25 protein-coding genes are annotated in these 25,667 nt (G+C 44.9%); 10 read left to right on the top strand and 15 right to left on the bottom strand.

Annotated features, from left to right (window positions below):
* Window positions 1-21: 21 nt before the first annotated feature.
* From hutU to hutC, 4 genes are all read right to left on the bottom strand, one after another.
* Window positions 22-1,719 carry a urocanate hydratase gene (gene hutU / locus OH455_RS11895; RefSeq protein ID WP_269981531.1) on the bottom strand — a complete coding sequence of 566 codons (1,698 nt, stop codon included), beginning with the start codon at window positions 1,717-1,719 and terminating at the stop codon, window positions 22-24.
* Window positions 1,720-1,814: 95 nt separating this feature from the next.
* Window positions 1,815-2,813, bottom strand: coding sequence for a formimidoylglutamase (hutG, locus tag OH455_RS11890; protein WP_269981530.1), 999 nt, complete (start codon window positions 2,811-2,813; stop codon window positions 1,815-1,817).
* A complete protein-coding gene (gene hutI, locus OH455_RS11885) occupies window positions 2,806-4,044 on the bottom strand; it encodes an imidazolonepropionase (RefSeq protein ID WP_269981529.1) in 1,239 nt (412 codons plus the stop codon). The genes hutG and hutI overlap by 8 nt, the downstream gene beginning before the upstream one ends.
* A 107-nt stretch (window positions 4,045-4,151) precedes the next feature.
* Complete coding sequence (gene hutC / locus OH455_RS11880) at window positions 4,152-4,865, bottom strand: histidine utilization repressor (RefSeq protein ID WP_269981528.1); 714 nt, start codon at window positions 4,863-4,865, stop codon at window positions 4,152-4,154.
* A gap of 187 nt (window positions 4,866-5,052) precedes the next feature.
* Between hutC and OH455_RS11875 the strand changes: the two genes are divergently transcribed.
* Window positions 5,053-5,796, top strand: coding sequence for a sporulation protein (locus OH455_RS11875; RefSeq protein ID WP_269981527.1), 744 nt, complete (start codon window positions 5,053-5,055; stop codon window positions 5,794-5,796).
* Window positions 5,797-5,980: 184 nt separating this feature from the next.
* Here the strand turns inward: OH455_RS11875 and OH455_RS11870 are convergent, their stop codons facing one another.
* Both OH455_RS11870 and OH455_RS11865 read right to left on the bottom strand, forming a co-directional pair.
* Entirely contained in the window at window positions 5,981-7,129 is a 1,149-nt protein-coding gene (locus tag OH455_RS11870) for a tetratricopeptide repeat protein (protein ID WP_269981526.1), read from the bottom strand.
* Between the two features lie 626 nt (window positions 7,130-7,755).
* Complete coding sequence (locus tag OH455_RS11865) at window positions 7,756-8,034, bottom strand: hypothetical protein (RefSeq protein WP_269981525.1); 279 nt, start codon at window positions 8,032-8,034, stop codon at window positions 7,756-7,758.
* A 435-nt stretch (window positions 8,035-8,469) separates the two neighbouring features.
* Here OH455_RS11865 and OH455_RS11860 point away from each other — a divergent pair, with 435 nt between their 5' ends.
* On the top strand, window positions 8,470-9,429 hold the full coding sequence (locus tag OH455_RS11860; protein ID WP_269981524.1) for a transposase: 960 nt from the start codon (window positions 8,470-8,472) through the stop codon (window positions 9,427-9,429).
* Window positions 9,430-9,789: 360 nt separating this feature from the next.
* Here the strand turns inward: OH455_RS11860 and OH455_RS11855 are convergent, their stop codons facing one another.
* The 3 genes from OH455_RS11855 to OH455_RS11845 form a co-directional block, all read right to left on the bottom strand.
* Window positions 9,790-10,758, bottom strand: a complete 969-nt coding sequence (locus OH455_RS11855; RefSeq protein ID WP_269981523.1) for a DUF3187 family protein — start codon at window positions 10,756-10,758, stop codon at window positions 9,790-9,792.
* A 131-nt stretch (window positions 10,759-10,889) separates the two neighbouring features.
* Window positions 10,890-11,357 (bottom strand): ASCH domain-containing protein, encoded by a 468-nt coding sequence (locus OH455_RS11850; RefSeq protein ID WP_269981522.1) that lies wholly within the window; start codon window positions 11,355-11,357, stop codon window positions 10,890-10,892.
* Between the two features lie 59 nt (window positions 11,358-11,416).
* Window positions 11,417-12,190, bottom strand: coding sequence for a phosphoribosylglycinamide formyltransferase (locus OH455_RS11845; protein WP_269981521.1), 774 nt, complete (start codon window positions 12,188-12,190; stop codon window positions 11,417-11,419).
* Window positions 12,191-12,504: 314 nt separating this feature from the next.
* On the opposite strand from OH455_RS11845, the gene OH455_RS11840 reads away from it, so the two are divergent.
* Window positions 12,505-13,155 carry a thiopurine S-methyltransferase gene (locus OH455_RS11840; protein ID WP_269981520.1) on the top strand — a complete coding sequence of 217 codons (651 nt, stop codon included), beginning with the start codon at window positions 12,505-12,507 and terminating at the stop codon, window positions 13,153-13,155.
* A 36-nt stretch (window positions 13,156-13,191) separates the two neighbouring features.
* Here the strand turns inward: OH455_RS11840 and purT are convergent, their stop codons facing one another.
* Window positions 13,192-14,367 carry a formate-dependent phosphoribosylglycinamide formyltransferase gene (gene purT, locus OH455_RS11835; protein ID WP_269981519.1) on the bottom strand — a complete coding sequence of 392 codons (1,176 nt, stop codon included), beginning with the start codon at window positions 14,365-14,367 and terminating at the stop codon, window positions 13,192-13,194.
* A 336-nt stretch (window positions 14,368-14,703) separates the two neighbouring features.
* Between purT and OH455_RS11830 the strand changes: the two genes are divergently transcribed.
* Window positions 14,704-15,906 carry an HD-GYP domain-containing protein gene (locus OH455_RS11830; RefSeq protein ID WP_269981518.1) on the top strand — a complete coding sequence of 401 codons (1,203 nt, stop codon included), beginning with the start codon at window positions 14,704-14,706 and terminating at the stop codon, window positions 15,904-15,906.
* 48 nt (window positions 15,907-15,954) lie between these two features.
* Here OH455_RS11830 and cdd read toward each other — a convergent pair whose 3' ends face one another.
* The 4 genes from cdd to sbcB form a co-directional block, all read right to left on the bottom strand.
* Window positions 15,955-16,842: a cytidine deaminase gene (gene cdd, locus OH455_RS11825; protein ID WP_269981517.1), complete on the bottom strand. Its 888-nt coding sequence runs from the start codon at window positions 16,840-16,842 to the stop codon at window positions 15,955-15,957.
* Between the two features lie 250 nt (window positions 16,843-17,092).
* Window positions 17,093-17,770: a CidB/LrgB family autolysis modulator gene (locus OH455_RS11820; RefSeq protein ID WP_045977884.1), complete on the bottom strand. Its 678-nt coding sequence runs from the start codon at window positions 17,768-17,770 to the stop codon at window positions 17,093-17,095.
* Window positions 17,770-18,135, bottom strand: a complete 366-nt coding sequence (locus tag OH455_RS11815) for a CidA/LrgA family protein (RefSeq protein ID WP_045977890.1) — start codon at window positions 18,133-18,135, stop codon at window positions 17,770-17,772. The genes OH455_RS11820 and OH455_RS11815 overlap by 1 nt, the downstream gene beginning before the upstream one ends.
* Window positions 18,136-18,279: 144 nt before the next feature.
* Entirely contained in the window at window positions 18,280-19,704 is a 1,425-nt protein-coding gene (gene sbcB, locus OH455_RS11810; RefSeq protein WP_269981516.1) for an exodeoxyribonuclease I, read from the bottom strand.
* Between the two features lie 182 nt (window positions 19,705-19,886).
* Between sbcB and OH455_RS11805 the strand changes: the two genes are divergently transcribed.
* The 3 genes from OH455_RS11805 (at window position 19,887) to OH455_RS11795 (ending at window position 22,330) form a co-directional block, all read left to right on the top strand.
* Window positions 19,887-20,069 (top strand): hypothetical protein, encoded by a 183-nt coding sequence (locus OH455_RS11805; RefSeq protein WP_240457222.1) that lies wholly within the window; start codon window positions 19,887-19,889, stop codon window positions 20,067-20,069.
* Window positions 19,985-20,182: an Arm DNA-binding domain-containing protein gene (locus OH455_RS11800; protein ID WP_333482728.1), complete on the top strand. Its 198-nt coding sequence runs from the start codon at window positions 19,985-19,987 to the stop codon at window positions 20,180-20,182. The genes OH455_RS11805 and OH455_RS11800 overlap by 85 nt, the downstream gene beginning before the upstream one ends.
* Window positions 20,183-20,581: 399 nt before the next feature.
* The gene (locus OH455_RS11795) at window positions 20,582-22,330 is read left to right on the top strand and encodes an ankyrin repeat domain-containing protein (RefSeq protein WP_269981515.1); all 1,749 of its coding nucleotides are present in this window, start codon (window positions 20,582-20,584) and stop codon (window positions 22,328-22,330) included.
* A gap of 196 nt (window positions 22,331-22,526) precedes the next feature.
* On the opposite strand, the gene OH455_RS11790 is transcribed toward OH455_RS11795, so the two are convergent.
* Window positions 22,527-23,489, bottom strand: a complete 963-nt coding sequence (locus OH455_RS11790; RefSeq protein WP_269981546.1) for a nitrilase family protein — start codon at window positions 23,487-23,489, stop codon at window positions 22,527-22,529.
* Between the two features lie 91 nt (window positions 23,490-23,580).
* Between OH455_RS11790 and OH455_RS11785 the strand changes: the two genes are divergently transcribed.
* The 3 genes from OH455_RS11785 (at window position 23,581) to OH455_RS11775 (ending at window position 25,498) form a co-directional block, all read left to right on the top strand.
* Window positions 23,581-24,459 (top strand): LysR family transcriptional regulator, encoded by an 879-nt coding sequence (locus OH455_RS11785; protein WP_269981514.1) that lies wholly within the window; start codon window positions 23,581-23,583, stop codon window positions 24,457-24,459.
* A gap of 544 nt (window positions 24,460-25,003) precedes the next feature.
* Window positions 25,004-25,138, top strand: a complete 135-nt coding sequence (locus OH455_RS11780; protein WP_269981513.1) for a hypothetical protein — start codon at window positions 25,004-25,006, stop codon at window positions 25,136-25,138.
* Between the two features lie 108 nt (window positions 25,139-25,246).
* Window positions 25,247-25,498 (top strand): hypothetical protein, encoded by a 252-nt coding sequence (locus tag OH455_RS11775; protein WP_269981512.1) that lies wholly within the window; start codon window positions 25,247-25,249, stop codon window positions 25,496-25,498.
* The last annotated feature ends 169 nt before the right edge of the window (window positions 25,499-25,667 follow it).

The following is a 25,667-nucleotide window of genomic DNA, read 5'->3' as shown; positions in this document are numbered from 1 at the left end:
CTTTCCTTTCCTCGGGTATGCTTACTTAAGCTTCTTCAGTGCTTCGTTGAGCATAGGTAGATCGAGCCCTTGTTCTGCTGCGCACTGCTTGGCAATGTCATAGCCAGCATCTGCATGACGCATCACGCCGGTGCCTGGATCGTTGTGAAGCACGCGTGCGATTCGCTCGGAGGCATCATCGCTGCCGTCACAACAAATTACCATGCCTGAGTGTTGAGAGAAGCCCATTCCGACACCGCCACCGTGGTGAAGTGATACCCAAGTAGCACCGCCTGCTGTATTCAGCAGAGCATTTAATAGAGGCCAATCCGATACGGCATCAGAGCCATCCATCATGCCTTCAGTCTCTCGGTTCGGGCTGGCGACTGAGCCAGAGTCTAAGTGGTCGCGGCCGATAACAACGGGGGCTTTAAGCTCGCCATTTTTAACCATTTCATTGAACGCTTGGCCGAGACGTTGACGATCTTTCAATCCAACCCAACAAATACGAGCAGGTAGACCTTGGAACTGAATACGTTCACGAGCCATGTCTAGCCAGTTGTGTAAGTGTGGGTTGTCTGGGATCAACTCTTTGACTTTCTGATCGGTTTTGTAGATGTCCTCTGGGTCACCAGATAGCGCTGCCCAGCGGAATGGACCAATGCCTTCACAGAAGAGTGGACGAATGTAGGCGGGAACGAAACCCGGGAAGTCAAAAGCGTTCTCCACGCCTTCTTCTAGGGCCATTTGGCGGATGTTGTTGCCGTAGTCCAGAGTAGCTGCGCCGCGTTCTTGCAGCTCAAGCATGGCTTTCACTTGAATCGCCATGGACTCTTTAGCCGCTTTAACAACGGCTGCTTCATCTTGCTTACGCAGATCTGAGGCGTGTTTCATCGACCAGCCAATAGGAAGATAACCGTTGAGTGGGTCGTGCGCTGAAGTTTGGTCTGTCACAACATCCGGTGTGATGTTACGTTCAACCAACTCAGGGAAGACATCTGCGGCGTTTGCTAGTAGGCCGACAGAAACAGGTTCTTCAGATTCGTAAATGATTGCCAGTGCTTCGTCCAAGCTGGTCGCCTTTTTGTCGACGTACCCTGTGCGCAGACGGTAATCAATACGAGACTCGTCACACTCAACCGCGATCATGGAGAAACCTGCCATGGTCGCAGCAAGAGGCTGAGCCCCGCCCATACCGCCAAGACCACCGGTCAGAATCCAACGCCCTTTGGCCTTGCCATCAAAGTGCTTCTTGGCTACAGAAACAAAGGTTTCGTATGTGCCTTGAACGATGCCCTGTGAACCGATGTAAATCCAGCTGCCGGCAGTCATCTGGCCGTACATCATCAAACCCTCTTTATCGAGCTGATTGAAGTGCTCCCAGTTGGCCCAATGGGGGACCAAGTTAGAGTTAGCAATAAGAACACGCGGTGCATTTTTGTGCGTTGGAAAAACACCAACCGGCTTACCTGACTGAACCAGTAATGTTTGGTCGTCTTCTAGGCGCTCTAACACTTCAACAATCTTGTCGAAGCATTCCCAGTTTCGCGCTGCACGGCCAATACCACCGTATACCACCAGAGAGTGAGGATGCTCAGCAACATCTGGATCCAGGTTGTTCATTAACATGCGAAGCGGCGCTTCCGTCAGCCAAGATTTTGCTCTCAGATCCGTGCCTTGTGGTGCGCGAATCGTGCGGGTGGTATCGAGACGCATATCTTCTACTTGGCGTTCCGTCATGGTAAGACTCCTTGTGTTTCACGTTTTCAGGTTGAAAGCGGCCAGCACGAGAGCTAGGCCCTCATGCAATGTCGTCGCTTTCCTTTCTGGTTTTTCTATTTTTCGGAAAAGGCGTTGGCAATATCCCAACAAAGCCTCGCAGCTAACCTTGCCGTTTGACTATCGACGTCATAGGTTGGGTTGTACTCGGCGATGTCGGCAATCACCAATTTTTGTTTATAGTGTAAAATTCGGTCTAAAAAGAGTGCCAGCGTATCCATACTGACGCCACGGGCGGCGGGAGCGCTGACGCCCGGAGCTGTCGCTGCGGGGAAGACATCCAGATCTATGGTCAGATAGATGTAATCGCAATTATCGATGAAATGCTGTAACTGGGTTAGATGATAGATATGGTTTATATGAGAGAGATCTTTATCTTCGACAAACCACACATTCAGCTGTTTGGCTTTTTCAAACAAGGCTCGTGTATTGCTGGCCTTGCTTACCCCCAAACAAGCATAATGGAATGGCCATTGATGCTTTTGGCAGTAATCATAGATTTGGTTAAATGGTGTGCCAGAGCTGGGTTTGACATCGGCGTTATTGCTTTCAAAGGCACGTAAATCGAAATGAGCATCAAAATTGATGATGCCGATCTTAGGAGGCTTCGATGGGTTCAAGTATTTCAAGTAGCGAGCCAACCCTTGGAAAGAGGCCCAAGCGACCTCATGGCCTCCACCAAGGGTAATGACCGGAGTAGAACGCAGTGCCTCAGCGATAACATCCGCGCACTCTGACTGGTATTGCTCCAGCAAATCATCTTCACAGACGACATTACCCAAATCAATTAAGGCACTTTCTTTGTGCCATGCCATGTTGGCAAGGGCGCGTCTGATCAAGTCGGGTGCTTTCTTAGCTCCAATTCGGCCTTTGTTTCGCGCTACACCTGCATCACAGGCAAAACCCAAAACGCTGACCGCGTTTCGATAAGGCTCAAGATCCTCAACTTGAAGTTGCTTGATGGCGTGGTGGACCCGTTTACCCAAGGCACCATCCTCGGCGTCATGTCGGCCTTGCCAGTGAAAATCCTGGCTAGTCGTCGGTAGGTTAGACATGTTCTAGCTCTCCGTTTACTATTCGGGCCGACAAGCGTGACAACCCTTGCTGATAGCTGAAATCAGCTGGGTGGCTGACGTCCCAAATCGCAAGGTCAGCATCAAAGCCTGGCTGAATCTGCCCTCGGCTATCCCCATAGCCTAGCGCTTGAGCAGCATGGCAAGTGACACCACGCAAGGTTTCCTCTGGCGTTAGTCCAAAAAGTGTACAGCCCATATTCATCATCATAGTCAAATCTGAGAAAGGCGAGGTACCTGGATTAAGATCCGTTGCAATAGCTATTGGAATATTGTGTTGACGAAGTAGCTCAATGGGCGGCATCTGGGTTTCTCGCAAGAAGTAAAATGCCCCGGGTAGCAGCGTGGCAACCGTTCCTGATTCAGCGAGTGCTTTGACGCCATCTTGGTCGAGATACTCGATATGATCTGCTGACAACCCTTGATAGCGAGCGGTTAGTGCTGTGCCACCTAAGTTAGACAGTTGCTCAGTGTGGCCTTTTACATCGAGACCGTATTGCTTCGCTGTGGCAAACACCTTTTCCGTTTGGGCCAAGTTGAAGCCAATCGATTCGCAGAATACATCGACGCTTGTGGCCAGCTTTTCCTCTGCGACAAGAGGAATGATTTCTTCGCACACAAGCTTGATGTAATCATCGGCTTTCCCGGCATACTCTGGCGGCAATGCGTGCGCCGCGAGCAAAGTGGTCGTGACTCGAATCTTACGGTGATCTTCTAGTGCTTTTGCGGCGCGAAGCATTTTGATCTCGTCTTTTAAAGTTAGACCGTAGCCAGATTTTACTTCGACAGATGTTACGCCGCTTCGAATCAAGCCGTCCAATCGTGGTAAGGCGAGATTGATCAGCGCTTCCTCGCTTGCAGCTCGTGTCGCTCGAACCGTAGACAGAATCCCGCCACCTTGTTTGGCTATCTCTGGGTATGGCACGCCATTGAGACGCATTTCAAACTCTTTGGCGCGGTTGCCGGCATACACTAGGTGAGTGTGGCAATCGACAAAGCCGGGTGTGACCAGCTGGTTTTTACAATCATATGAATTTGGGCAAGACAGCTTGGTCGCGCCGATATGCGCAATCTTTCCGTCCCTAATCAAAAGGTGACTTGGCTCAGAAACGGAATACCCTTGCGATCCAGCGACCATAGAAACCAGTCTTGCATTGGTGAGCAACAACTCTCGGCGGTTGGTTTGTAAGGATGAAGAAGCGCTTCCAAGCATGTAATAACGTCCACAAATTAAAATGTATATACAAATAATTGTTCAGGTATGACAATTGATCAAGGAACTTGTTGCAAAAATGTGATCAGTAAAAAGTATCGGATTCGCTAACTTAGTAATACCTTGGAGCTCAATTTGTATCGAGTCCCGGGGTGATAGAGCAGGGCAGAGCTCACCAGCTTGTCCTGACTCCAAGTTCTCCTGTTGAGCAGTAGGCAAGGTTCATTAACCCCAAGTCTCAAAGCGGTACGCACCTCGTCGTCTGCCACTATGGCTTCGACTGTATGTTCAATGGCGCTCAGTGGGCAGCTTTCAGAGAGGTACTGGTTTGGAGTGATCTGACTAAAGTCCTGTTCTAGGTAAGCAGGCGCGTAAGCGCTATTGACCCAGCGCTGCTCATATTGAATAGGGGAGTTGTCTTCAAAATGAATGATTTCACTATAGAAAATCGGGCTGTTCAACATCACTCCCAATTTGGTAGCCACGGTTGCATCGGCACGCATCGACGCTTGCTTGACCACCTTACTTGAGTAGACCTTGCCGCGTAATTTCACTTCTTCAGCAATATTCTGAATATCCAGTAATGGCGATTCCGCTTTATCATCGGGAGCGCAAACAAACGTCCCTACTCTAGGTCGCCTTTGCAGCCTACCTTCAGCGACTAAATCGCGGATCGCCTTGTTGACGGTCATCCGGCTCACCTTAAATTGTTCGGTCAGTTCAAGTTCTGTCGATATACGCTGCCCAACAGGCCAATGTCCGCAATCGATGTTGTCAGTAATGTATTGCTTAATTTGAAGATATAATGGTGATTGACTCATAACGCTTTAACAATTGGCTTATTTGACTATACAAATAGTGATTCATCTGTCATGGAATTGCAACTCTGGTGATGGATTGAGCGGTCGAAACGATAGTTGACACATTATTCAGAGAAATCTCTTGCGACGCGCTAATCCCCCATGTTAATCAGAAACAATAACGACATAGAAAGTAAAAGGAAACCTTATGTTTAGTAAGTTGAAAGCGTCACTGGGAATTGGTGCTGCGAAAGTAGATACCGTTCTGGAGAGTATGTCTGTGTTTCAGGGAGACACTCTTAAGGGCGTTGTTCATATTCAAGGGGGCGATGTCGAGCAGCAAATTGATGCGATTAATCTCAAGCTTTGTACTGAGGTGAAAGTGGAGAGTGACAACGGTATAAGCTATCAGAACTTCACCATTGGTCGTCTTCAGGCGGTCCAGCCGTTTATCATTCAACCTCAAGAAAATAAACAGGTTCCGTTTGAATTAAAGTTAGATGATGAAACGCCAATTACGGCACTCACTGCAACAAAGAATCAGTGCCATGTTTGGGTGGAAACATCGCTGGATATTGATTTCGCAATTGACCCTAAAGATCGTGATTTCGTCGAAGTAAAAGCACTGCCAGTCGCTTCTAAAGTGATCTCCGCCATAGAACTCGCGGGTTTCAATATGGTCAAGGCTGATGTGGAGAAAGGGCATTTGCGAGGCAACAACTTCTCATCTAAATCGGGTTGCTATCAGGAGATAGAATTCCGCAACAGTGGTTTCATCAACAAGAAAGAAATAGAGTTGTCTTTTATATTGGATGGCAGCGTTATGCATTGTTTGGCGGAAGTCGACCGTTCACTGAGCATGCGTGGTGATCAGTACGTCTCTTTCTCTCTAAGCCTTAATGCCAGTGACGCGGAGATTAGCTCTGCGGTGAGCCGAGTACTTTCGATCTAAGTGTAAGGTTCACAAAAGCCAAGAATTTGGTCGCAAAAGTGTCACGCTTGCTCAATTAGTGGCAAGCGTGAATGTAGCAGCCAAACCGCCGTGCGTGATAGTGCTTAGGAACTTGGTGAAATCGAGACTGCCCAATGTGATGAAATAGCTTATCTTTTTTTAATGCCTTATTGAGCGAGATACCCTATCGATATATTTTGCCCGTATCTCCCAGTCTATACCCGATTTGAAAGCCAAAACTTTTCACTGGTTTTACTTTACATTGCTGAGCGGCACGTAAGCCTCTTTTTATTTGTGATTCCGTTAGTTTGTCAGAGATTGCTTTAAACTGCTTTTCGGCGCCTGGATGGTTGTTTTTATTAGCCCAGTAAGACCACTTGAAAGCGTGCAATAAATCCATCATCCCATATTTTTCATCAAGATATAATTCAGCATAATAAAACTGAGCATATGGATCATTATACAGGGCTCCCATAGAGTATAACGATTTGGCTTGTTCGATATCCTTATCCACCCCCAACCCATATTGATACATATAGCCTAATCGCCCTGGCGCAACTTCTGAGCCTGCTTTTAGTGCGTAATAATATTTTAGAAAAGCATAGTTATAATCAACTACTTTATATTTATCCGATGAATAAATGTAACCAAGTAGAAATAAGGCATGGTGGTGATTCTTTTTGGCTGCAATCTTGAGCCACTTAATCGCCTGATTGAGATCGTATTGCTGTTTATCAAGATAGCCCTGCGCGAGAAGAAGCATCGTCTCTATATCGTCTTGATTCGCTGCTTTACGGAGCCAAAACATCATCTTTTTAGGGTTAATATACTCTTTTTCTGAGGCGTAAATCCCTGCAAGAGCTATTTGTGACTCTAAACATCCTGATTCTGCTGCAATCTTGTGCCATTTATACATTTCTGGTACGTCTCGACGAAAATGTTTGTTTCCTTCATAGATGGAACCCAAAACAGAGGCACAATCCTTTTCTCCCTGATGGTATGCTTCTAGCAGGTATGTGCTAGCTAGCCGCCAATCCTTTTTAAATTTTTCACCACTAAAATACAGGTGGCCAAGTTCTTTTTTTGCTTCATAGCTTCCTTGTGATGCCGCCTTAGTCCACCAACGTAGTGCCAATTTTTTGTTGCCAGCAACGCATCTACCATGATAATAGCGCCTCGCTAAGATAATTTGAGCGACAGTCGAACCCTTGGTCGCTAAATGTTTAAGTGTTCCAACAGGTAAAATAATAAGCAGTAATTTATAAATCGGAACTAAGGTTTTTTTTAGTTTACCTATGATCGGTTGCAGTAAATCCATATCACCTATTTTCATTGTTATCTATCTGTCTCCAAAGTGATAGATGCCAACACTCGTTAAGTTTAAGATCTATCATCACCTTTAAATCCATGGGGTTAATATGTCGCTCATACTGACAGAGCCATTGAATGGCTTCGGAGTATAGCTGAAATTTAACTGTGTTTATGTTGGTTTTGATAGGCAAAATAACCAAACTGAACTTTGGCCGTAATTCAGGCGTAATTCAGAGGCGTAATTCAGCACGTAATTCAGGACACGTAATTCACACGTAATTCAGGACACACACCAAAAACAGCTTTTTTTGAGGCGGGAATGATTTTTATAATATAAATTATTGTTTTCATTATGTAAGTCTTGGATATCGGCTTAAAGTGAAAAATTTCGAGTAATGAGGTGCTAAGGATAAATGAAGGTTGTAGAGGTGATGAACAATTCTGAGCTAAGTACGCTTCTAGATTCGTATCCTATCGATTGTCTCAGGTAGTCAAACTATTTTAAAAGTAATGACATCTTTATTATGTGAAGTTAAGCGCACCTATTGAAATACAGTGCGCAATTTTCCAAAAAAACTTCAGTGACTTACAGTTATTATTGTTATTACGGAGTATGCTGAATGTGAAAATAAATTATTAATATAGTTACTATCCCAGTATCATTACCCTGAATAAGCCAACAAGGATTAATCCAGAACAAGCAACTACAATAAACTTTTTCTGCGTAGGCAGCATCCTATAAACTACCCCTTTGCGCTTTAAATAGACATCCCCACTCAAGACTAAGATTAGTGTCAACGGGATAAAAAACAGCATCGATACACAAATAAACCAACGACGACGATACATAGGCGTTTGTTCATAGGTAATATCTAAGCGCTCAAATCTATCATCAGGTAATAAATCTTCGCTTGTACTTTTTGTCATAACTTTTCCTTATTATTCATAGTGTCTTCATTCTGTATTGTTCACTCTCTGACAGTGCTAACACTGCAATATCTTTGCTAGTGACCTGATTCGGCCAAACGGGATATCTTATTAAGCGACATTTTGCTGCCAAAAGTTAAGCAGGTTTGACACGCAGGGGTAGTCTGCTTTCTGACTCGATTGTAATCAACCTACATTGACACGAAAAGATCTCATTTTTATTGGCTTGATGCAGAGTAAATAGATAACAAATTAAGTAAACAAATCAAGAAGCAAATTCAAATTAAGCAATTCAAATTCAGGACACACACAACAAATTCAGGACACACACCAAAAGGACTAAATAAGTATGATTTCCCCCTTTTCGAGGGACTGATTACAAACTCTTGTTTGAATGATTGCTACCTTCTCATTATTCGACAAGGAGACACTCTGATGACAACTGCGCGCAAGCAACTTATCTCGATTGAAGCCACATCCTATTATCACTGCGTTTCTCGTTGTGTGAGGCGCAGCTTTTTATGTGGTGAAGACCCGCAAACCCTAGTGAGTTATGAGCACCGAAGAGAGTGGATTGTCAACAAAATGCACTCACTTGCTGAGCTCTACTGCATCGATATTTGTGCTTACGCCATCATGAGTAATCACTACCACTTAGTCGTCAATATCAACCGAGAGAGAGCCTTGGGCTTATCACATCATCAGGTTGTTGAACGCTGGGGGATGGCGCATAAGTTACCTCCTATTGTTCAGCGCTGGCTTGAGGGCCAGCTTACTCACCCGATGGAACAGGAAAAATGTATCGAAATCATTGAGCGTTGGCGAGAACGTCTGTGGGATTTAAGCTGGTATATGAAGGAGCTTAACTACGATATTGCTTGCAAAGCGAACAAAGAAGATAGCTGCACTGGGCATTTCTGGGAAAGTCGATTTAAAAGCCAAGCTTTGCTCGATGAAAAAGCCCTTGCCGCTGCGATGGCGTACGTAGACCTCAATCCTATTCGAGCAGGCATTGCCACTAAACCCGAAGACTCAGAATTCACTTCCATTAAAGCTCGAATCGACGCCTTAAACCAACAGCAATCTACAGCCCCTTGCCTTCATCCATTTATCGGTTACGAGAGTAACTTAAAAGGAGACGGCATTCCTTTTCGATTGATGGATTATCTTGAATTAGTCGACTGGACAGCCCGTCAAATTCGGCCCAACAAAGCATCGATGAATACCAACCTGCCACCCATATTAGATAGGCTTGGAGGAGACAGCAATAACTGGCTCAAGGTGTGTACTCAATTGGAGAAATTCCATGTCACGGCGGTAGGCAGTCAAGCCAAGGCTATCATCGCCAAAGCCGCTCTGAATAAGAAAAAGCTTCATTTACTCACCTTTGAGTAAGCGTCACTCGAAAGCTTTTAGAAATTCCCCCACAGCTTGATAGCTGATATGGTGTTGAAATAAACGTACCGATAATCAATAAAATACCTTCCTCAAATCCAAGTCGGCGACAATATTCCTCAAAGTTGGCCGTTTATCAAAATAACCCTGAGATGATTTGGTGAGTTTTGCTTTTCGATTTACTGGGATTTACTGGTGTGTGTCCAGTATTTGCGCGCAGTATTTGCGCGTTGCGGTATTGGTATTGGTGTGTGTCCGGTAATTAACGTGTGTCCGGTAATTACGCGGTAATTACGGTAATTATTCGGTAATTATTTGTAGTAATTACGGTAATTAGTAGTATTTATTTAGTATTATTCGTTAACTTCCAAATCGGTATCGGTATCCGATCCCAAATGCAATATCTGTGCTGTTGTCTGCATTAAACATGTTCTCGACGGCAGTCAACTCTATTGCCGAGTTTTCCATCTGATAGCGATAGCCAAAGGTGAACTCAGTCGATGGCTTGGAAAACTCATCTTCTCCGTTTGATACGCCCTCATGAAATGCAATTTGTCCGATCAGGTGGTGTTTTTCCAATAACTGGTAGCGATAACTTGCTCCGACTGTCCAAGTACTTGAACGATAGGGCATATCTTTGAACACGGTTGGCGTGTTGCGAAAAGTTATGGCGAGTAGGGTATCGAGAGAATGCTTGTCTCGGCGATAGCCATAGTTCATCTGGATGCCTTGTTCGAATTCTGAAGAACTGAAAATGCCGTGCTTGGTGTCGTTATAATATAGAGACCCACCAACAGAAAGCCCGTGATGTTCTTTGTTGATCAGTTGGTATTGTACGTAGCTTGTGATCGCGTGACTTAGACTCTCTCCACGGAAGTCTTGCAACTCTATGCCATACTCAGGCATATTGATGACAAATCGGTCGTTTGCCACATCCTCCCGGCCATTTTGATCAATGCCAACCCAATCATGAAAAGCGATGGTTAATCGATCTAAGTGGTTGTTGCCAGCGTAGTTCCAGCGATAGCTTAATTCTAATTGCCATTCTGAAGCGACCTGCCATTTACCACCTACGGCGATTTGATTTTGATAATAGTCCAATTCGTAATCTGGAGTGACAGCCCAGATACTTGAAATGATACCTGTACCATAGACTTCAACTTCGTTTTCATCCATTGAAAACCCAGAACGGAGCTGAGGTGACAAACTGTTGGTATGAAAAGGTGATTGCGTATAGCTTTGCACAGGTCCGTAATCGCTTTGGCCCCACGCAGTGTTAGCGATGATTAGGGGAATGAGAGATAACAAAAACTGCCGACAAAAGATCATATAGTCATTTCAAATGCTTATGTAACTGATAAAATTATAGTTTATGATTTTGTCGTGTGCATAGTTTGTGATCGGACATGGGCTAGATGTCGTCAATCCGGCCCACCGTGGCTGAAGGCTGAATAGGGTTGTTACAATGGATATACTTTTTCGAACCGTTCTAGTATTAACTCTGACTGTAAATTGAATTCGGCGCCAATTTCACCTGCGTATTGAGTAAAGAACTTAATGTGTGCTTCACGCCACCATTCATAGCTGAGGTCACCTTCTCCTTCTGAGCGAGCAAATTCTGCACTAACCTGATCGAAAGGGCAAACTGAAACATCTGTCAGGCGAATGATACACACTGGCTCCTGTTGCCAGTTAAGCACCACCGTGATTCGACCAACCTTAGGAAGGGGCTCTTGTTCAATATCGTAGCCTTGCTTCAGACTACAACTTGCTCTCTTCACACCTTCGTTTATCAATCTGGCGCATTCGTTGGCATTAAACTCATCAGCGCAAAAGTATTCAGCGATGGTACTTGGTATCGCTTCTCTCTGCTGAGGTGTCAAAGTGGTGAGATATTGGTCTAGGTATGTTTGTTGTTGTGGGGTCACACTGTCTTCCTTGAACAATCACCCTCTCAATCGGAGAGGGGGATTCTATTTCGTTGCGCCTAGGCGGCACTAAGATGGGTGGTAATATAAGGCAGCCATGCTTGTTGGTAAAGCGCTTTTGATTGAGCTCGCATTGTATTAATTTGGGCGAATTCAAACTCACTGATGTCTCGACTCTCTGAAGCGGCTTGACGCTCTATTTTCTGAATACGTTCGTAAAGGTCATGTTCTGGACCGCTTTTTACATCAGCAATGGCTTTAAGGTGTAGCTGGACTTCAGCCACTATTTTGGTCTTTGGAAGCTGAACTAACAGATTCAAGTCACGATAGCCCGAAGCGCCGGGTTTCTTAAAGCGATTTTTTACCTTCACGACAGTGGTTTCACGGTTTAACACTTCATAAGCGGACATCAAGCTTTCGATGTCATTGGCAACAATCGTTGCACGGGCGAGGTCAGTAATACGTTCTGTATCCCCATCCAATTCGTAAGCGATTTTTTGTTTTGCTCTGTCTGCCGACTTCACTCCGGCAAAGTAAGCGTCCGTTGAGGTCAACATAGCGGTGCTCTTACAGAGCATTTCTAGTTCAGCTTGAGCTTGGTGTGCTTTGCTGTAAAGAATATCGAAGTCAGAGTAGGGCTGAAGAGGAGTTGTTGGCGTGGATTGGATACCATACAGGCCACTTAGGTTATGTTTGAATGCTTTGGAACAGACTTCGTTCTGGTTCGTTGAACGATTTTCTTCACTACCGGGTGTTGTTGGAATAGCGGCGAAAGCTGGTGCGCGGCTGAGCATTAAAAGCATCAGGGCCGTAGTTCGCAAAAATAGGCTCATTCACTCTCCTTAGATTCGTAGCGTCTTGGATAAATGGTGCAAGAAAAGGTTCAACAGCCAAAACGTACTTATCTCTACTCTTTATATTGGGGCTTGCTGACGAATTACAATATCGTTTTTACCCCATGATTTAATTATTTGAACTCTTTCAATTTATTTGAGCGTCTGATTCGCTTATGGTTCATTCTCAAGTTGTAAATAAGTATAAACACCCAACCTGAACCTAATCTGAACGTTTTATACAGCTTGAGGGATACCACTCAGAAATGCTTTGGTATAGGCTATGAGTCAGTCACGTCAGGTAGGGAATAGAAATGAAAGATCCAGAATTTTGGCACAGTAAATGGGCATCAAACCAAATTGGTTTTCACCGCGAAGATGTCAATCCATTGCTGGTTCAGTATTGGTCCGAAACAAAACCGAACAGAGAGGATAAAGTGTTTGTCCCACTATGCGGCAAGACAGAAGATCTTGTCTGGTTGGCGACCAAGCATGACGATGTTCAAGGCGTAGAACTGAGTAAAATTGCTGTACGCTCTTTTTTTTCTGAACATTTTTATACGCCTACGGTGACCTCAATAAGTGGGCAGCATGAATTGTATCAGTTTGATGAGCTGTCTATTTACAACGGAGACATCTTTACTGCGCCGGTTCAGCCTGTCGAGATTGTGTATGATCGCGCTGCTCTCGTCGCATTGCCAGAAGAAATGCGCACTGACTACGCTCAACGAATCAAATCATTGCTTAAACCTGGCGGTAGAATTCTGTTGGTCACTCTGGATTACCCACAGGCTGAAATGGCGGGTCCTCCATTTTCAGTCGCCGAGTCTGAAGTTCGCCAACTGTTCTCAGAATATAAAATTTCCAAACTGTATCGTGATGATGCTGATGAGAAGCATCCGAAGATAGCGAAGAAAGGCTTATCCCACTTTGCAGAAGAAGTGTATTTGATCGAGAGCGAATGATAACAGCCCCTGTGTTTGAGCGCAGGGGCTGTTATTTTAATAAACGATGTTTACCTTAGCTGCGCTGGCGACAGCGCTTTCTATTGCTTGCTCAATCGTGTCTCTCCGAGCAATGCTCACTCCTAAGCGTCTTCGTCCGTTGATATCAGGTTTGCCAAACAAACGTAGCTGAGTTTGCGGCTCGGCTAGAGCGTCGGGGACTCCCTCAAACTGAATATTCTCGGATTGACCTTGCCCTAAAATCACGGCAGATGCGGTTGGACCGTATTGAGTGATACCTGAAATAGGTAAGCCAGTGAAAGCGCGTACGTGCAGTGCGAATTCAGAACTGTCTTGAGACATGAGAGTGACCAAGCCGGTGTCGTGCGGGCGAGGGGAGACTTCATTGAAAATGACGGTGTCACCCTTGACGAACAGTTCGACACCGAAGATGCCGCGGCCTCCCAATGCATTAACCACCTTACTAGCGGCATGCTGTGCGGCAGATAGGGCGGCTTGAGACATCGCTTGAGGTTGCCAAGATTCACGATAATCACCGTCTTGCTGGCGATGTCCGATCGGAGCACAAAAGTGGATGCCATCAATCGCTTTGACGGTTAATAAAGTAATCTCATAATCAAAATCGATAAAGCCTTCAACAATGACACGCCCTGCGCCTGTGCGGCCACCTTCTTGAGCGTATTGCCATGCTGCTTTTACGTCTGTCGCTGATTTAATGACACTTTGACCTTTGCCTGAAGAACTCATGATCGGTTTACACACGCATGGTATACCAACAGATTCAATGGCTTGGGTGAACTCTTCATAGGAGCTTGCAAAATGGTAAGGGGAAGTATTGAGGCCAAGTTGTTCTGCTGCCATTCGCCGAATTCCTTCTCGATTCATTGTTAGGCGAGTAGCATTCGCTGTCGGGACCACATTGACGCCATTGGCTTCAAGCTCAACCAGCTTATCTGTAGCAATTGCTTCGATTTCAGGTACTACATAATCGGGTTTTTCTTTGGCGATGAGCTGTTCTAGTGCATCACCATCAAGCATGTTCAGTGTGTAGCTACGGTGTGCTACCTGCATTGCGGGGGCATTTTCATATCGATCACAAGCGATGACCTCCAAGCCCAAACGTTGACATTCAATAGCGACTTCTTTTCCAAGCTCTCCCGAGCCTAGGAGTAAAACTCGTGTCGCATTGGTGCGAGTTGCAGTACCAAACATAGATAACCTTTAAATACGCGGATATGAAGTTGACTCGAATCATACGCATATATAGACAAAAAGCAAACGTTTGCTTTTTGTGTCGGGAGGATACAGTGCAAGACCACGAAACCTCGCTCAGCCAGCCATAGCGGAAAAAAATTTGAAGGATGCTGCTTTCCTTATTACCGAATTTCATCAATAAGTTAGAGCTTTTGAGACCAGTGAAACTTTGATGTAACAAACAAATTGTTATTGTGATTTGTATCAATAATGAGAATACTTAAGTAGAATGATGAGTTTGAGCTTATAATTCACTCAAACTATAAAATTAACAATAGTAGCCTTAGCCGATAGATGAAATACGATCCAAGCAACTCCATAAAGGTTCCAATTGATACGTTGACGGTTGGAATGTTTGTTACCGCAATCGAAGATAACGAACGCGTTAATTTAGCCAATGCTGGTAGAGTCTCCTCCCAGCAAGCTATTCAGCAGCTGATCAAAAATGGAATTAGATTTGCGTGGGTGGACCAAAACCTTTCTGTCAAAGGAAGTGTCTTTAAGCCGGTGGTTGAGGAGGCCCTACCCGAAGAAAGTGCATCGACCACACCGGTAACGCGAAAGCCTATGAGCCGGTTTTCCAAGCAAAAGCGAGCTTCAAAGATCATCCGTGAAGCGAAAGATCTGGCTCAAAAAATCCTCAACCAAACGTTTGATGATAAGTCGATTCATGTCGATGAATTGGAGGGGTGGGCCGACGACCTTATCGAAACCGTATTGATTGATTCAGATGCGTTACATTGTGTCTCTGCTTTGCGCAACAAAGACGAATACTTGCTTGAACACTCAGTCAATGTTGCAACCTTACTCGTCACCTTTGGTAAGCATCTTGATTTGCCAAAGGACACGCTTAAACAGCTTGCAATTGGCGGCATCATTCATGATGTTGGTAAAATCAAGGTCGATGACAAAGTTCTGCATAAACCTGGCAAACTCACACCTGAGGAGTTTGATCATATGAAGCTTCATCAGGTGTTTGCTGAAGAGATTATCCTAACGGTGGAGGGATTAGGAGACATCAGCCGAGATGTGTGTTTGATGCACCATGAAAAGTTAGATGGTAATGGTTACCCTAAAGGCCTGAAAGGCGAGGAAATTCCGCTGCATGGTAGAATGAGTTGTATTGTTGATATTTACGATGCCTTGACTGCCGATCGTTGTTACAAAAAAGGGATGAGTTCGGCGGAAGCGTTCAAGATAATATTGAGTTTAACGCCATTTCATCTTGATCGGGACTTGGTTTATAAGTTTATCAACTGTATCGGTGTTTATCCTGTGGGAGCATTGGTCGAGCTCAATGATGGCAGGGTAGGTATTGTTTGGACATCGAACCCAGATGAGCCCTTAAAACCAGAAGTGAAGTGTTTTTATTCGCGTAAATACAAGCGCTTTGTTGACGTTAGCTTTGTCGATATTAAAAATAGCCAGTATAAAATCGAGAGAGCGATTGCTCCGTCTAACCTAAATGTCGATCCGACTCCCTTCTTTGATGTTTGATCAGACTGCAAAAAAGGCGCTTTTTCAGCGCCTTTTAGTTTTATTGTCTTAGATGGCCAGATACGCAATAGGAATATCTGGGTTAATTGCTTCCAGAGTTGATTGCGTGTCGGCGAGGTGACTAATAGAACCTTCAGACATTTCAACTAGCGCGGTTGTTGCAATATCGTCAAAAGATTCACCATCAAGTAAGAGTTGAATAAGTGCCACTTGTAGAGGTGGAAGACTAGGGTTAAATGCTGCGTTTTCAGCATAGGCACCTTGATACACTTTGCCGTTTTTCAGCTTGATGCTCACGCCACTTAAGTTGTGTGTATACGGCGCGTGACTCTTATTGAGCGCACTCAGGGCTTTCAGTATCATTTCATCAGACTCTTGACACTTTTTGCCGTGATCTATAGTCGCCATCAAACCGGATTTGATGCCAAGATCAGATGGACCAAAGGATTCAGGTAGGTACTCTTTTAGTGTTTTTTCATCACGTTGAGGTAGTTGGACTACCAAGCTGTCCGCCGTCGTCAGTTCGTTCATAAACTGTCGGCAGTGGCCACATGGGCTAAAGTTGATTGTGATGTCAGAGATACCTTGCTCGCCTTTCATCCAGGCATGGCTGATGGCAGATTGTTCTGCATGAACCGTTTGGCCGAGTTGGGCCCCTAAGATCTCTACGTTTGCTCCAAAGTACAGGCGTCCGGTAAGACCGCGAACAATGGCACCCACGTAGAATTTCGAGATCGGCGCATAAGAGTAAGCGGCGGCAAAAGGAAGTAGTGAGACACGCAGTTCATCGTCTTCCAAGCCGGAAATCGTCAATAGCTCTGCAAATTGTTCCGAAGAGAGCGTCGCGTCAAAATCATCCGCTAACAAAATAGGAGAAAGGAACTCTGCGACTTTAGCTGGCGCTTCAGACAGCGCTTGTTCAATGCGGCTTCTCATATTGAATCCTTGTTTAAGCAATAATAGGTATCTTGGGGCTTGCCTGAGTTACCTGTTTAGAGTGGCTTGCCCTGATACTGGTATTACATTTTATGTAAAACGGAGAACTTTTCTGAGATTTGTATCACATAAAAGTTTGCAATGAATTTTGTTGTTTCATAATTAGAGTGAGCTCACACATGATAACGATTGCACTCTTCGATAAAGTGATGTGCGTCGGAATGCGAGGATAAGCAACCCGACGCAATAGTTATGCTGCTAGCCAGATAGCCAGCGCAAAGAATGAGGGGGCGAGGATGGAGGTGATCACACCACAAACTACCAGTGCTAAAGAACTGAAGGCGGCATCTTGAGCATCTTTTTCTGCACAAGTTGCGGTACCTAAGGCGTGTGAGACCGTACCCATAGTCAACCCTTTAGCAATAGGATGTGTAATGTTAAGCCAGTTGTATATAGGGTAAGCCAAGATGGCGCCAAACAGGCCGACCAGCAAAACCAGAATAGCGGCAATAGCTGGCTCCCCGCCAAGATGGCTCGACACTTCCATTGCGATGGGAGTCGTAACCGACTTGCCAAGTAAACTAGCGATCAAAGAGAGATCCGTTTGCATGTAGGAGGCAATAACGGTGGCTGTTAGCATCGACATGATGCTGCCGACACCACACGCCAACATAATGATCCGCCAGTTAGCGCGTATCTGTGGCAGTTGTTCATACAGAGGGTAAGCGAGAGCAACCACAGCAGGTTGAAGTAGGAAATTAATCCATTTATTGTCATCGTAATAAGTTTCAAACGGCACATGAAGATAGGTGAGCAACGGAATCATGACCGCTAAACTGATTAACAGAGGGTTCATAAAAGGGCTACTGACCTTTTGGCATAGCCAGCGCGCAGATAGGAAAACGATAATCGTCACCACTAGCCACATTATTGGTTACCTCGCTTTAGCATTCTATCCAACATCAGTCCAAGCACAACGATGACGATCAATGTGCCTCCAACGGCACTAGCGAGAATAGGCAGGGCATTGTTGTAAAGCAGATCGAAATGCTCCATGAGTCCGACGCTGATCGGTACAAACAGAAGTACCATGTAGCGAATAAACAACGTGGCGCTTGGGCGTACCCACTCAACAGGTACTAGGCCACTCGCAAGGAGAGCGAATAGGATAAGCATACCGATAATGCTTCCCGGAATAGAGATATCTAGAAGGTTTTGAAGGTTCATGCCTGCCATAAGACAGAGTAAAATCAGCCCCATAGATACGACGTATTTAAGCAAGGTTTTCGCCATAGGTAGTGTCGTCCAAATTTTATCAACGTTTGCGTATGTGAAATCGCTGAACCTCCGGTTCAGTATGTTCACAGGCCTCGATCAAGGTGGTAGTTGTTATTGTATGATGAGGCCTAGATGTTATAGGGTGCAGGCAATAAGTTGTTAAGATACTAGTTTTTGAACGTATTGGTAAACCGATTTTAAGACAGCTATCTTTTTATCGTCACCCTCATGTTCGTGAACTAAGTTTTCTAAATTCAGCATGTAGTCTTCAATTCGACTTTCGAAGTACTCGCGGCAGTGATCCGCCCATTTTTTTTGTTCCATCTCGTCTAATGTCCCCGGGAAATGTCTTGCCCGGTAACGAAATAGAAGTGGAGCAATTCTTTCATCACAGAACGCTATATCAAGGGCAGAAAGGTTGTTTGGTTCAGTCTCTCGTATGATGTCCATTGATTTTTTTGCCGCAGGAGAGAAGAAACTGTCGTAAAGCATGGTGTCGACATCATCGCTCTTCTCGTATTCTCGCTCGATGCTGTATAGCGAATTGAGCTTTTCTCTAATTTCTGGGTGTTGTCTTAGTCGTTCAAGGTTTTGCAAACACTGTTCTCTATCAATGCCTATGTTAGCTGCATTTTCGGCCGTTAGTGTTTTAGCTGGCGCCAAAATAGGACACTTGTTGAGATGGATAAGTTTGACTGGCACAGGTAGCTCGTCTTGGCCAAGCTCAGAGTGTTTGGTGTAGAGGCGTTGATTCAACTGTTCGACATCCAAATCCAATAACGGCTGAGGATCTTTCGCTAGATCGACAACAATCACTGCGTTCTGATTGGTTGGATGCCAAGCGACTGGCACCACCCAACTGGTGTAATTGCATTCACGCCCCAACATCCCCGATACGTGCATAAGCGGCGTCATATTGACGATATCAACCAGTTCGTTGAGTTTACGTTTGTGGCGCATGCTAAGGAAATAATCAAACAGCTTAGGTTGAGCAGCTTTGACCTTTTTGGCCATTTCGATCGTTGCTATAACGTCGGCCATTGCATCGTGTGCATTCTCGTGCTCAATGCCATTGGCCACCGATAAGTGCTCTAGCTTGAAACTAGTAAAGCCTTCTTCATTCTCCGGCCAGGTAACGCCCTCTGGACGAAGCGCATGACAGGCGCGCATAACATCAAGTAAGTCCCAACGAGAGTTGCCATTTTGCCAGCTCCATGCATATGGATCGATGAAATTTCGGTAGCAGGTGTAGCGTGTCACTTCATCATCAAATCGAATGCTGTTGTAGCCTAAGTTGATGGTGTTTGGCGTAGACAACTGCTCATGAATTTTGGCAATAAATTCCGGCTCTGGTAGCCCTTTACTAACTGCTGTTTGAGGCGTGATACCAGTAATAAGCGCAGCTTCAGGCGATGGAAGATAGTCTGAAGGTGGTTGGCAGTAGATAACAAGAGGCTCACCGATAATATTGAAGTCCATATCGGTGCGTACACCCGCAAACTGGGACGGTCTGTCTTTTGCTGGGCTGGTTCCCCACGTTTCATAATCAAAAAAGAAGAATGTGGGCTGTTCGGTATTGTTCATAGCATTATTATTTTGTTGGTAATTCTTCAAATCAAGCCTTGTAAATCAGTCGATTAGCGCTAGTCATGTTGCTGTATTTTGATTTGAATATTTTAGTTTTTGCACGTTTTACATTTGCACTTGCGTCTAAATATGTGTCCAAATTCTGTAAGTGCTGTGTCCTAATTTTTAAGGCATACAAATTGAGCATCACAGATAAGCAACTAAAGGCGATTGCTAAGCAATCTGAGTATAGCGGCCGAGCAGAATTGAGTGACGGTGAAGGGCTCATTGCGAAAATATCGCCCAAAGCAAACATCACTTTCAATACCGTTGCAGGTTCAATGGTAAAAACAAACGCATCCGTATCGGGAAGTATCCGATAATCAGCCTTAAGAATGCAAGGCAAATCCACAAAAGGATGCTTGAGCTGAAACAAGAGGGCAGAAACCCTGAAATTGCCTTAACTGGTGAAACAGACTTCGTCAAAGTCATTTAGGGACAGGCACTATAAACTTATGGTTAACCCCACAATTAACCATCACCTGGGCTCCTGTCGGCGTTGTTATTGACTTCCAACTATCTTTAGTGTCTTTCCACCCTAACTTTGAAGAACCCTGAAAGCTTCCTCAAGATAGTCTTTTGGTGTGTGTCCTGAATTTATTTTCGAATTTATTTTCTGTGTCCTGAATTTATTTTCAAGGTGAGTAAGGTGTTGGCGAAATCCGGGCACCTTTGACGGTCTCGTTCAAAACCCCATTGATGGCGCCTGTGGGGTGGGGTGAATGAACGTACCTTTAGAGTCAACATGGATTTTAAATGAATCTAGTTGATTTTATTTACAGTTTTTATGATTTCGATTTAGTATGTCTCCCCCCTCCCCAAAAAAGGAAAGTTCATGCTTAAGAAGGCCTTGGCATGTTTAATCGCCACTACTATTAGCCAAGTTCACGCCGGGTCCTACCACTGCCAAAAGGAAAAACTGTTTAACGATCCGCTCGTTCGTTTACCGATTGCGGTTAAATTTGGTTGTTTAGATAAAGCTAAAGAATTTATCAAACTGGGCGACAACCCTGATAATCGAGATTTGTACAACATCACGCCTCTGATGCATGCGGCTCGAGGACATAGCGCCACCACGATGCTTCAACACCGAGGAGAGAGCCCCTTACTGATCGAAGATTTGATCAAGGCGAAAGCGCAACTCAATTTAGTGGATAACGATGGTGTAACGGCGCTGATGTATGCCGCCCTCGAGAATAATGCTTATGTGGCCGAGAAACTGATTGCCGCTAAGGCCGATCTCAATGTGCAAGATCATTCGGGCATGACGGCCATGCTGTACGCCAGCACACAAAGGGACGCCGCCATTGCAGAGCAACTGATTGATGCGAACGCTGACTTAACGATTCAGGACTATCATAGAGGCTGGACAGCCCTCATGTATGCCAGTCAAAAGGGGCGGACTGAGATTGTAGAAAAGCTAATTGCAGCCAATGTAGATCTTGATATCAAAGACAATCAAAGCGCTGCACGTACGGCCTTGATACTTGCAAGTTACAGCGGAAAAATTGATGTTGTAGACGCGTTACTGAAAGCAAATGCGAAAACCTATATACGGGATTCGACGGGCTATTCCGCTTTAGATTATGCAAAAATAAACAACAGTCGCAAAATAGTGGCGCTTTTTAGCCAATACAGGCAATCCATTGATATCAAAAACTTGCCAGTCGAACCAGAAATTTGTCGTCATACCCGCACTCAACAAGAAAAACCTGCGCTCATTTATGCGGTTGACAATGACTGCGCCCAGACAGTAAAAACATTGTTAGCGGAAGGCGCAGAGACTGAAGTCACCAATCAGTATGGTCGAACGGCTCTGATGGCCGCCAGTTTACAGCGCCATGCCGTCATTGCCAAATTGTTGATCGAGGCAGGGGCAAACGTGAAAGCGTTGTCTAACGGCGGCAGTACTCCTATTGGTGAAGCCGCAAGAGCAGGCGCTGCCGAGATTATTGAGCTACTCGTACAAGCAGGGGTTAATATCGAGACGCTTAACAAAGATGGAGAAACCCCGTTAGTGGAGGCGAGTCTCTACGGGTGGCCATCGGCGATTGAAACACTGCTTAAACTCGGGGCCAACACAAGCGCTACCGATCGCCATGGTCGAGAGCCTATTTTTATCGCCAGTGCCCGTGGTCACCTCGAAGCAGTCAGAGAATTTCTCAATGCCAAGGTGGATATTGATCGACAAGATGCTGACGGAAGAACCGCGCTTATGGAAGCCAGTGATCGTTCAAAAGCGGATGTCGTGAGAGCGCTGATTAAGGCAGGAGCCGACACCGGGCTCAAAGATAAAGAAGGGGACACCGCGATATCCTTAGCCCGAACGCGAACAAATAACCCAATGGTAATGAGATGGTTATCAAACGCCGAGTATGTAAAGCTCTATCCGAAAATTCAAGAGTTGGTGGTGGCCAGTACGCCCTTATCTGATCCAAAACTTTCCGCACTGATGGATCAGGTGGTCAATCTTGCGCCGAGGCAAAAACGCAGTCGTTTTTCCTCTCTCTACCTGCAAGATCGAGAGGGGTTATCATCCTTACCTCATGACCCAAACGAATTTCAAGACTACTACTGGTGGTAAGCGTCGATTCAAGGCGCGACCAATGGTGGACAGGCACGGCTTCAGTTCTTTTTCTAGTCTTTTGGTGTGTGTCCTGAATTTATGCCTGAATTTATGTCCTGAATTTATGTCCTGAATTTAGGGGCTCTGTACGAAAAAATCTATTCACAAGCGCCAACGTATTATTCGTTGGCGACCACTCAATAAGTTACGCCATCTATTTATGTGTCGAGAATCTTGCCTGATAAGGCGTTAATTCACTCCCTTCCATCGTTAAGGGAGCGTATAGATTAGGTCTACGACCTCTGATCCAGCGTCTGCCTGTACACATATTTAGATCTTTCCCATTGAGATCGGCAATAACCATATCATTATCGATGCAGTCAGTTTCAGCGATAATTTCACCATAGGGATTGAGCACCATCGCGTTCCCCGTTCTAACTTCATCCATATCAACCCCAACACCGTTACTAAATATCAGGAACATACCATTGTCATGGGCACGCGCGGGTAGCCAACGCAACAACCATTTTCTTCCTTTAGAACCTTGCATTTCAGAACGAATCGAATCTGGATCTTGGTGACGATTATACCAAAGTTCGGGATCAATCAACCCCATCGCATTAGGGCTGCGAGAGTTTGTTCCGCCTGTTTGATGAGGCGCGACTAGTATATCAGCCCCTTTTAATGCTGTTATTCGAACATTCTCAACTAAATTATTATCCCAGCAAATCAGGATTCCTAAACGGCATCCATGTGGTGTATCAAATACAGTGTATTCATTGCCAATTTTCATGTGTTCGCTGACGAAGGTATGCAGCTTTCTGTGTTTGGATATCTGGCCATCAGGCATTGCCATTACGTAAGAATTGTAGAGATTTCCGTGCTTGTCCTTTTCAATTAAACCTGCGCCGATGCTGATTTGGTATTGCTCAGACATTTTTAGCAAGCGTTGAGACGTTTCTCCTTGTGGAATGAACTCGGACAAATCATTGATCTCAGATTTCTTGAGTTTCGAAACATGCCAATAACCAGTCACACACATTTCAGGGAAGACGATAATTTTTACCCCTTGTTTAGCTGCCTCTTCTACGTAACTTTGAATGACCGATAAGTTGTAGTTTTTGTCGTTCGCATGGTGGTTAAATTGGACAGTAGCAACACGGATATCTTTCATAATTTTTCCTTTACTTAGTGAATATCAACTATTTTAAAAAGCTCTTTTGATTCCGTATAATGAATAAAATTCCTATAATTAATGAGCATATGGAATGGATGTTGTCGATTTACGCACATTTTGCCAGCTAGCGGTGGATGGTAACTATCGAGTAGCTTCAGAGCACTTACACATCACTCAGTCAGCTTTAACTAAGAAGATTCAGCGCCTTGAAGCTTTTTGTGGAGTAGTTTTATTTGAGAGAGGAAGACAAGGGGCCAGTCTAACTGCGGCAGGCGTAGCTCTTTTACCTGAAGCGCAACGAATTGTATCGAGTTTTGAATCGTATAAGTCTCTAACTCAACGAGTCGCCAAGGGAGTTGCAGGAACTCTCAATATAGGTTTTGGTATATCTTCCTACTACCTTGCACCAGATTACATAGCCAAGTTTAAAAAATACTACCCAGAGATCCACATTACACTTAACGATATACCATCTCAAAAGCAGTCAGAATTGCTACTTCAGGGCGATCTTCATCTCAGTTTTAGTCGACTACCAACTGTAGATCCGCTGAAAGGCATGAAGCTCTGTACAGATCACTTAGTGCTTGCGACGCATAAAAGTCAAATTATAGACAAGAACAAACTGTGGTTTTTGTTAGATTCAATCGATTATTTACAGCTTAACCCTGAGCGAGGTAAGGGGCTAAGCCAACAAATAAACATGCTATTGGAAGAGCATGAGAAAACACTGAATGTAGTTCAGGAGGCCGATGATATTCAAACATTGTTGGCACTCGTATCAGCAAATTTGGGCTTCACTATTGTCCCTGCAAGTGTAAAGCATATTGCGAATGAGAATGTTGCCTTTTGGGAGCTGTCTGGGGTAAATAGCTCTTGGGATGTTGGCCTAATTTGGAATGAGCAGTTAGAGAGCTTTGCAAAAGATAACTTCATTCAATTTGTAGAGAAGATGCAAATTGAACGTCTTTGATTCTATAGGTTTGATGAAACTCATATTTGTACAAAAGCGCCCTAAATCGTTCGTCACATCTTGGTAATCTTTACTTTCTTGATCGGGTATCTCTTTACAGCCTTAAACAATAGCAGCCGTCTTCTGTGACGGACTTGTCTAAACCCCATCCTTTACTCGACACATTGTTAACACACCTCTTTACAAGGTACTGATTTTTGACCACTTAATCGGCCTGCGTGCTGAAAGCGTTGACTCTTCTAAACCCCAGCGATATCCTGCAACAGCACTGGCAAAATCCAGTGTCGGGATTCGTACCCCGCCTCAATTCACTAGTCGCATAGAGCGTCAGCAAAACGCTGCTCTCTATGTGCTGCCTTGGCGCACCTGTAGAAAACGGATTGGTTTTTGTTTGAACAATCCGGTTGGTATTACGGTGAGCTGGGCGAGGCAGCCTAGGCTGGCCGTTTACTAGTGAGCGGTAGTACGAACCTTGTTCAGTTCACCACCCTTTGTTATGGGGCCTCTGTGTGGTGATGGAAATGTTTTCCTGTTGGAGGTTACCATGCCAAAGCTCACGGCCGATCATGTTCTGAAAGTCCTCAACTCTATTTGCTATCGTATTCACACCGAGCCTGAATCGATGCGATCCCATATGCGAGATTTATCGACGCTGCTCAATGGGGCCGACCCTAAATAAACGTCCCAATATAGCTGGCTCGAAGCGTTTATTAGACAAGCGCAACTCAATCGCTTTACTGAGCACTGCTCCCCATCTCCTGGCACTCCCGATCTTTGTTTAATCAAGATGCAGAACCAAAACGCTTATAATTTGTGTTTTACCCAAGATGTCGACCAATGTATTTGTCGTTTGCAGTCTTTGTGTGCACAGCCGATCGAGCTGGTGGCGCACGGGAAGGCGAAACTGAGCCCAGATGCACTGCTTGAGGTACTGTCTGAACCGCAGATCCAGAAGAACCGCTGGTTTCCATTGAGCGATAGTCAGCGAGATGGCATCGTTAAAACGCTTAAGGCAGAGCAAATTCTCACCTCGCGTTAATTGGCTATCAACGAGCAGGTACAGAATTAGCGAAGTTTTGAGTGGGGCGTTCGCTCTAGCCTTTGTGCTGTTCATTTATATCGCTATTGGGGTTAGGATCGGTTTGAATATGAAAAGGCTTGTTTTCCGACAACCCAGTCTCATTTAGCCGCTAGGGCTTATAAATTAT

This window comes from Vibrio sp. T11.5, from assembly GCF_027587155.1.
In the GTDB taxonomy this organism is placed as follows: Bacteria; Pseudomonadota; Gammaproteobacteria; order Enterobacterales; family Vibrionaceae; genus Vibrio; species Vibrio neptunius.
Note: the sequence above shows the minus strand (reverse complement) of the source record. Positions and strands in the feature narration are given on the sequence as shown.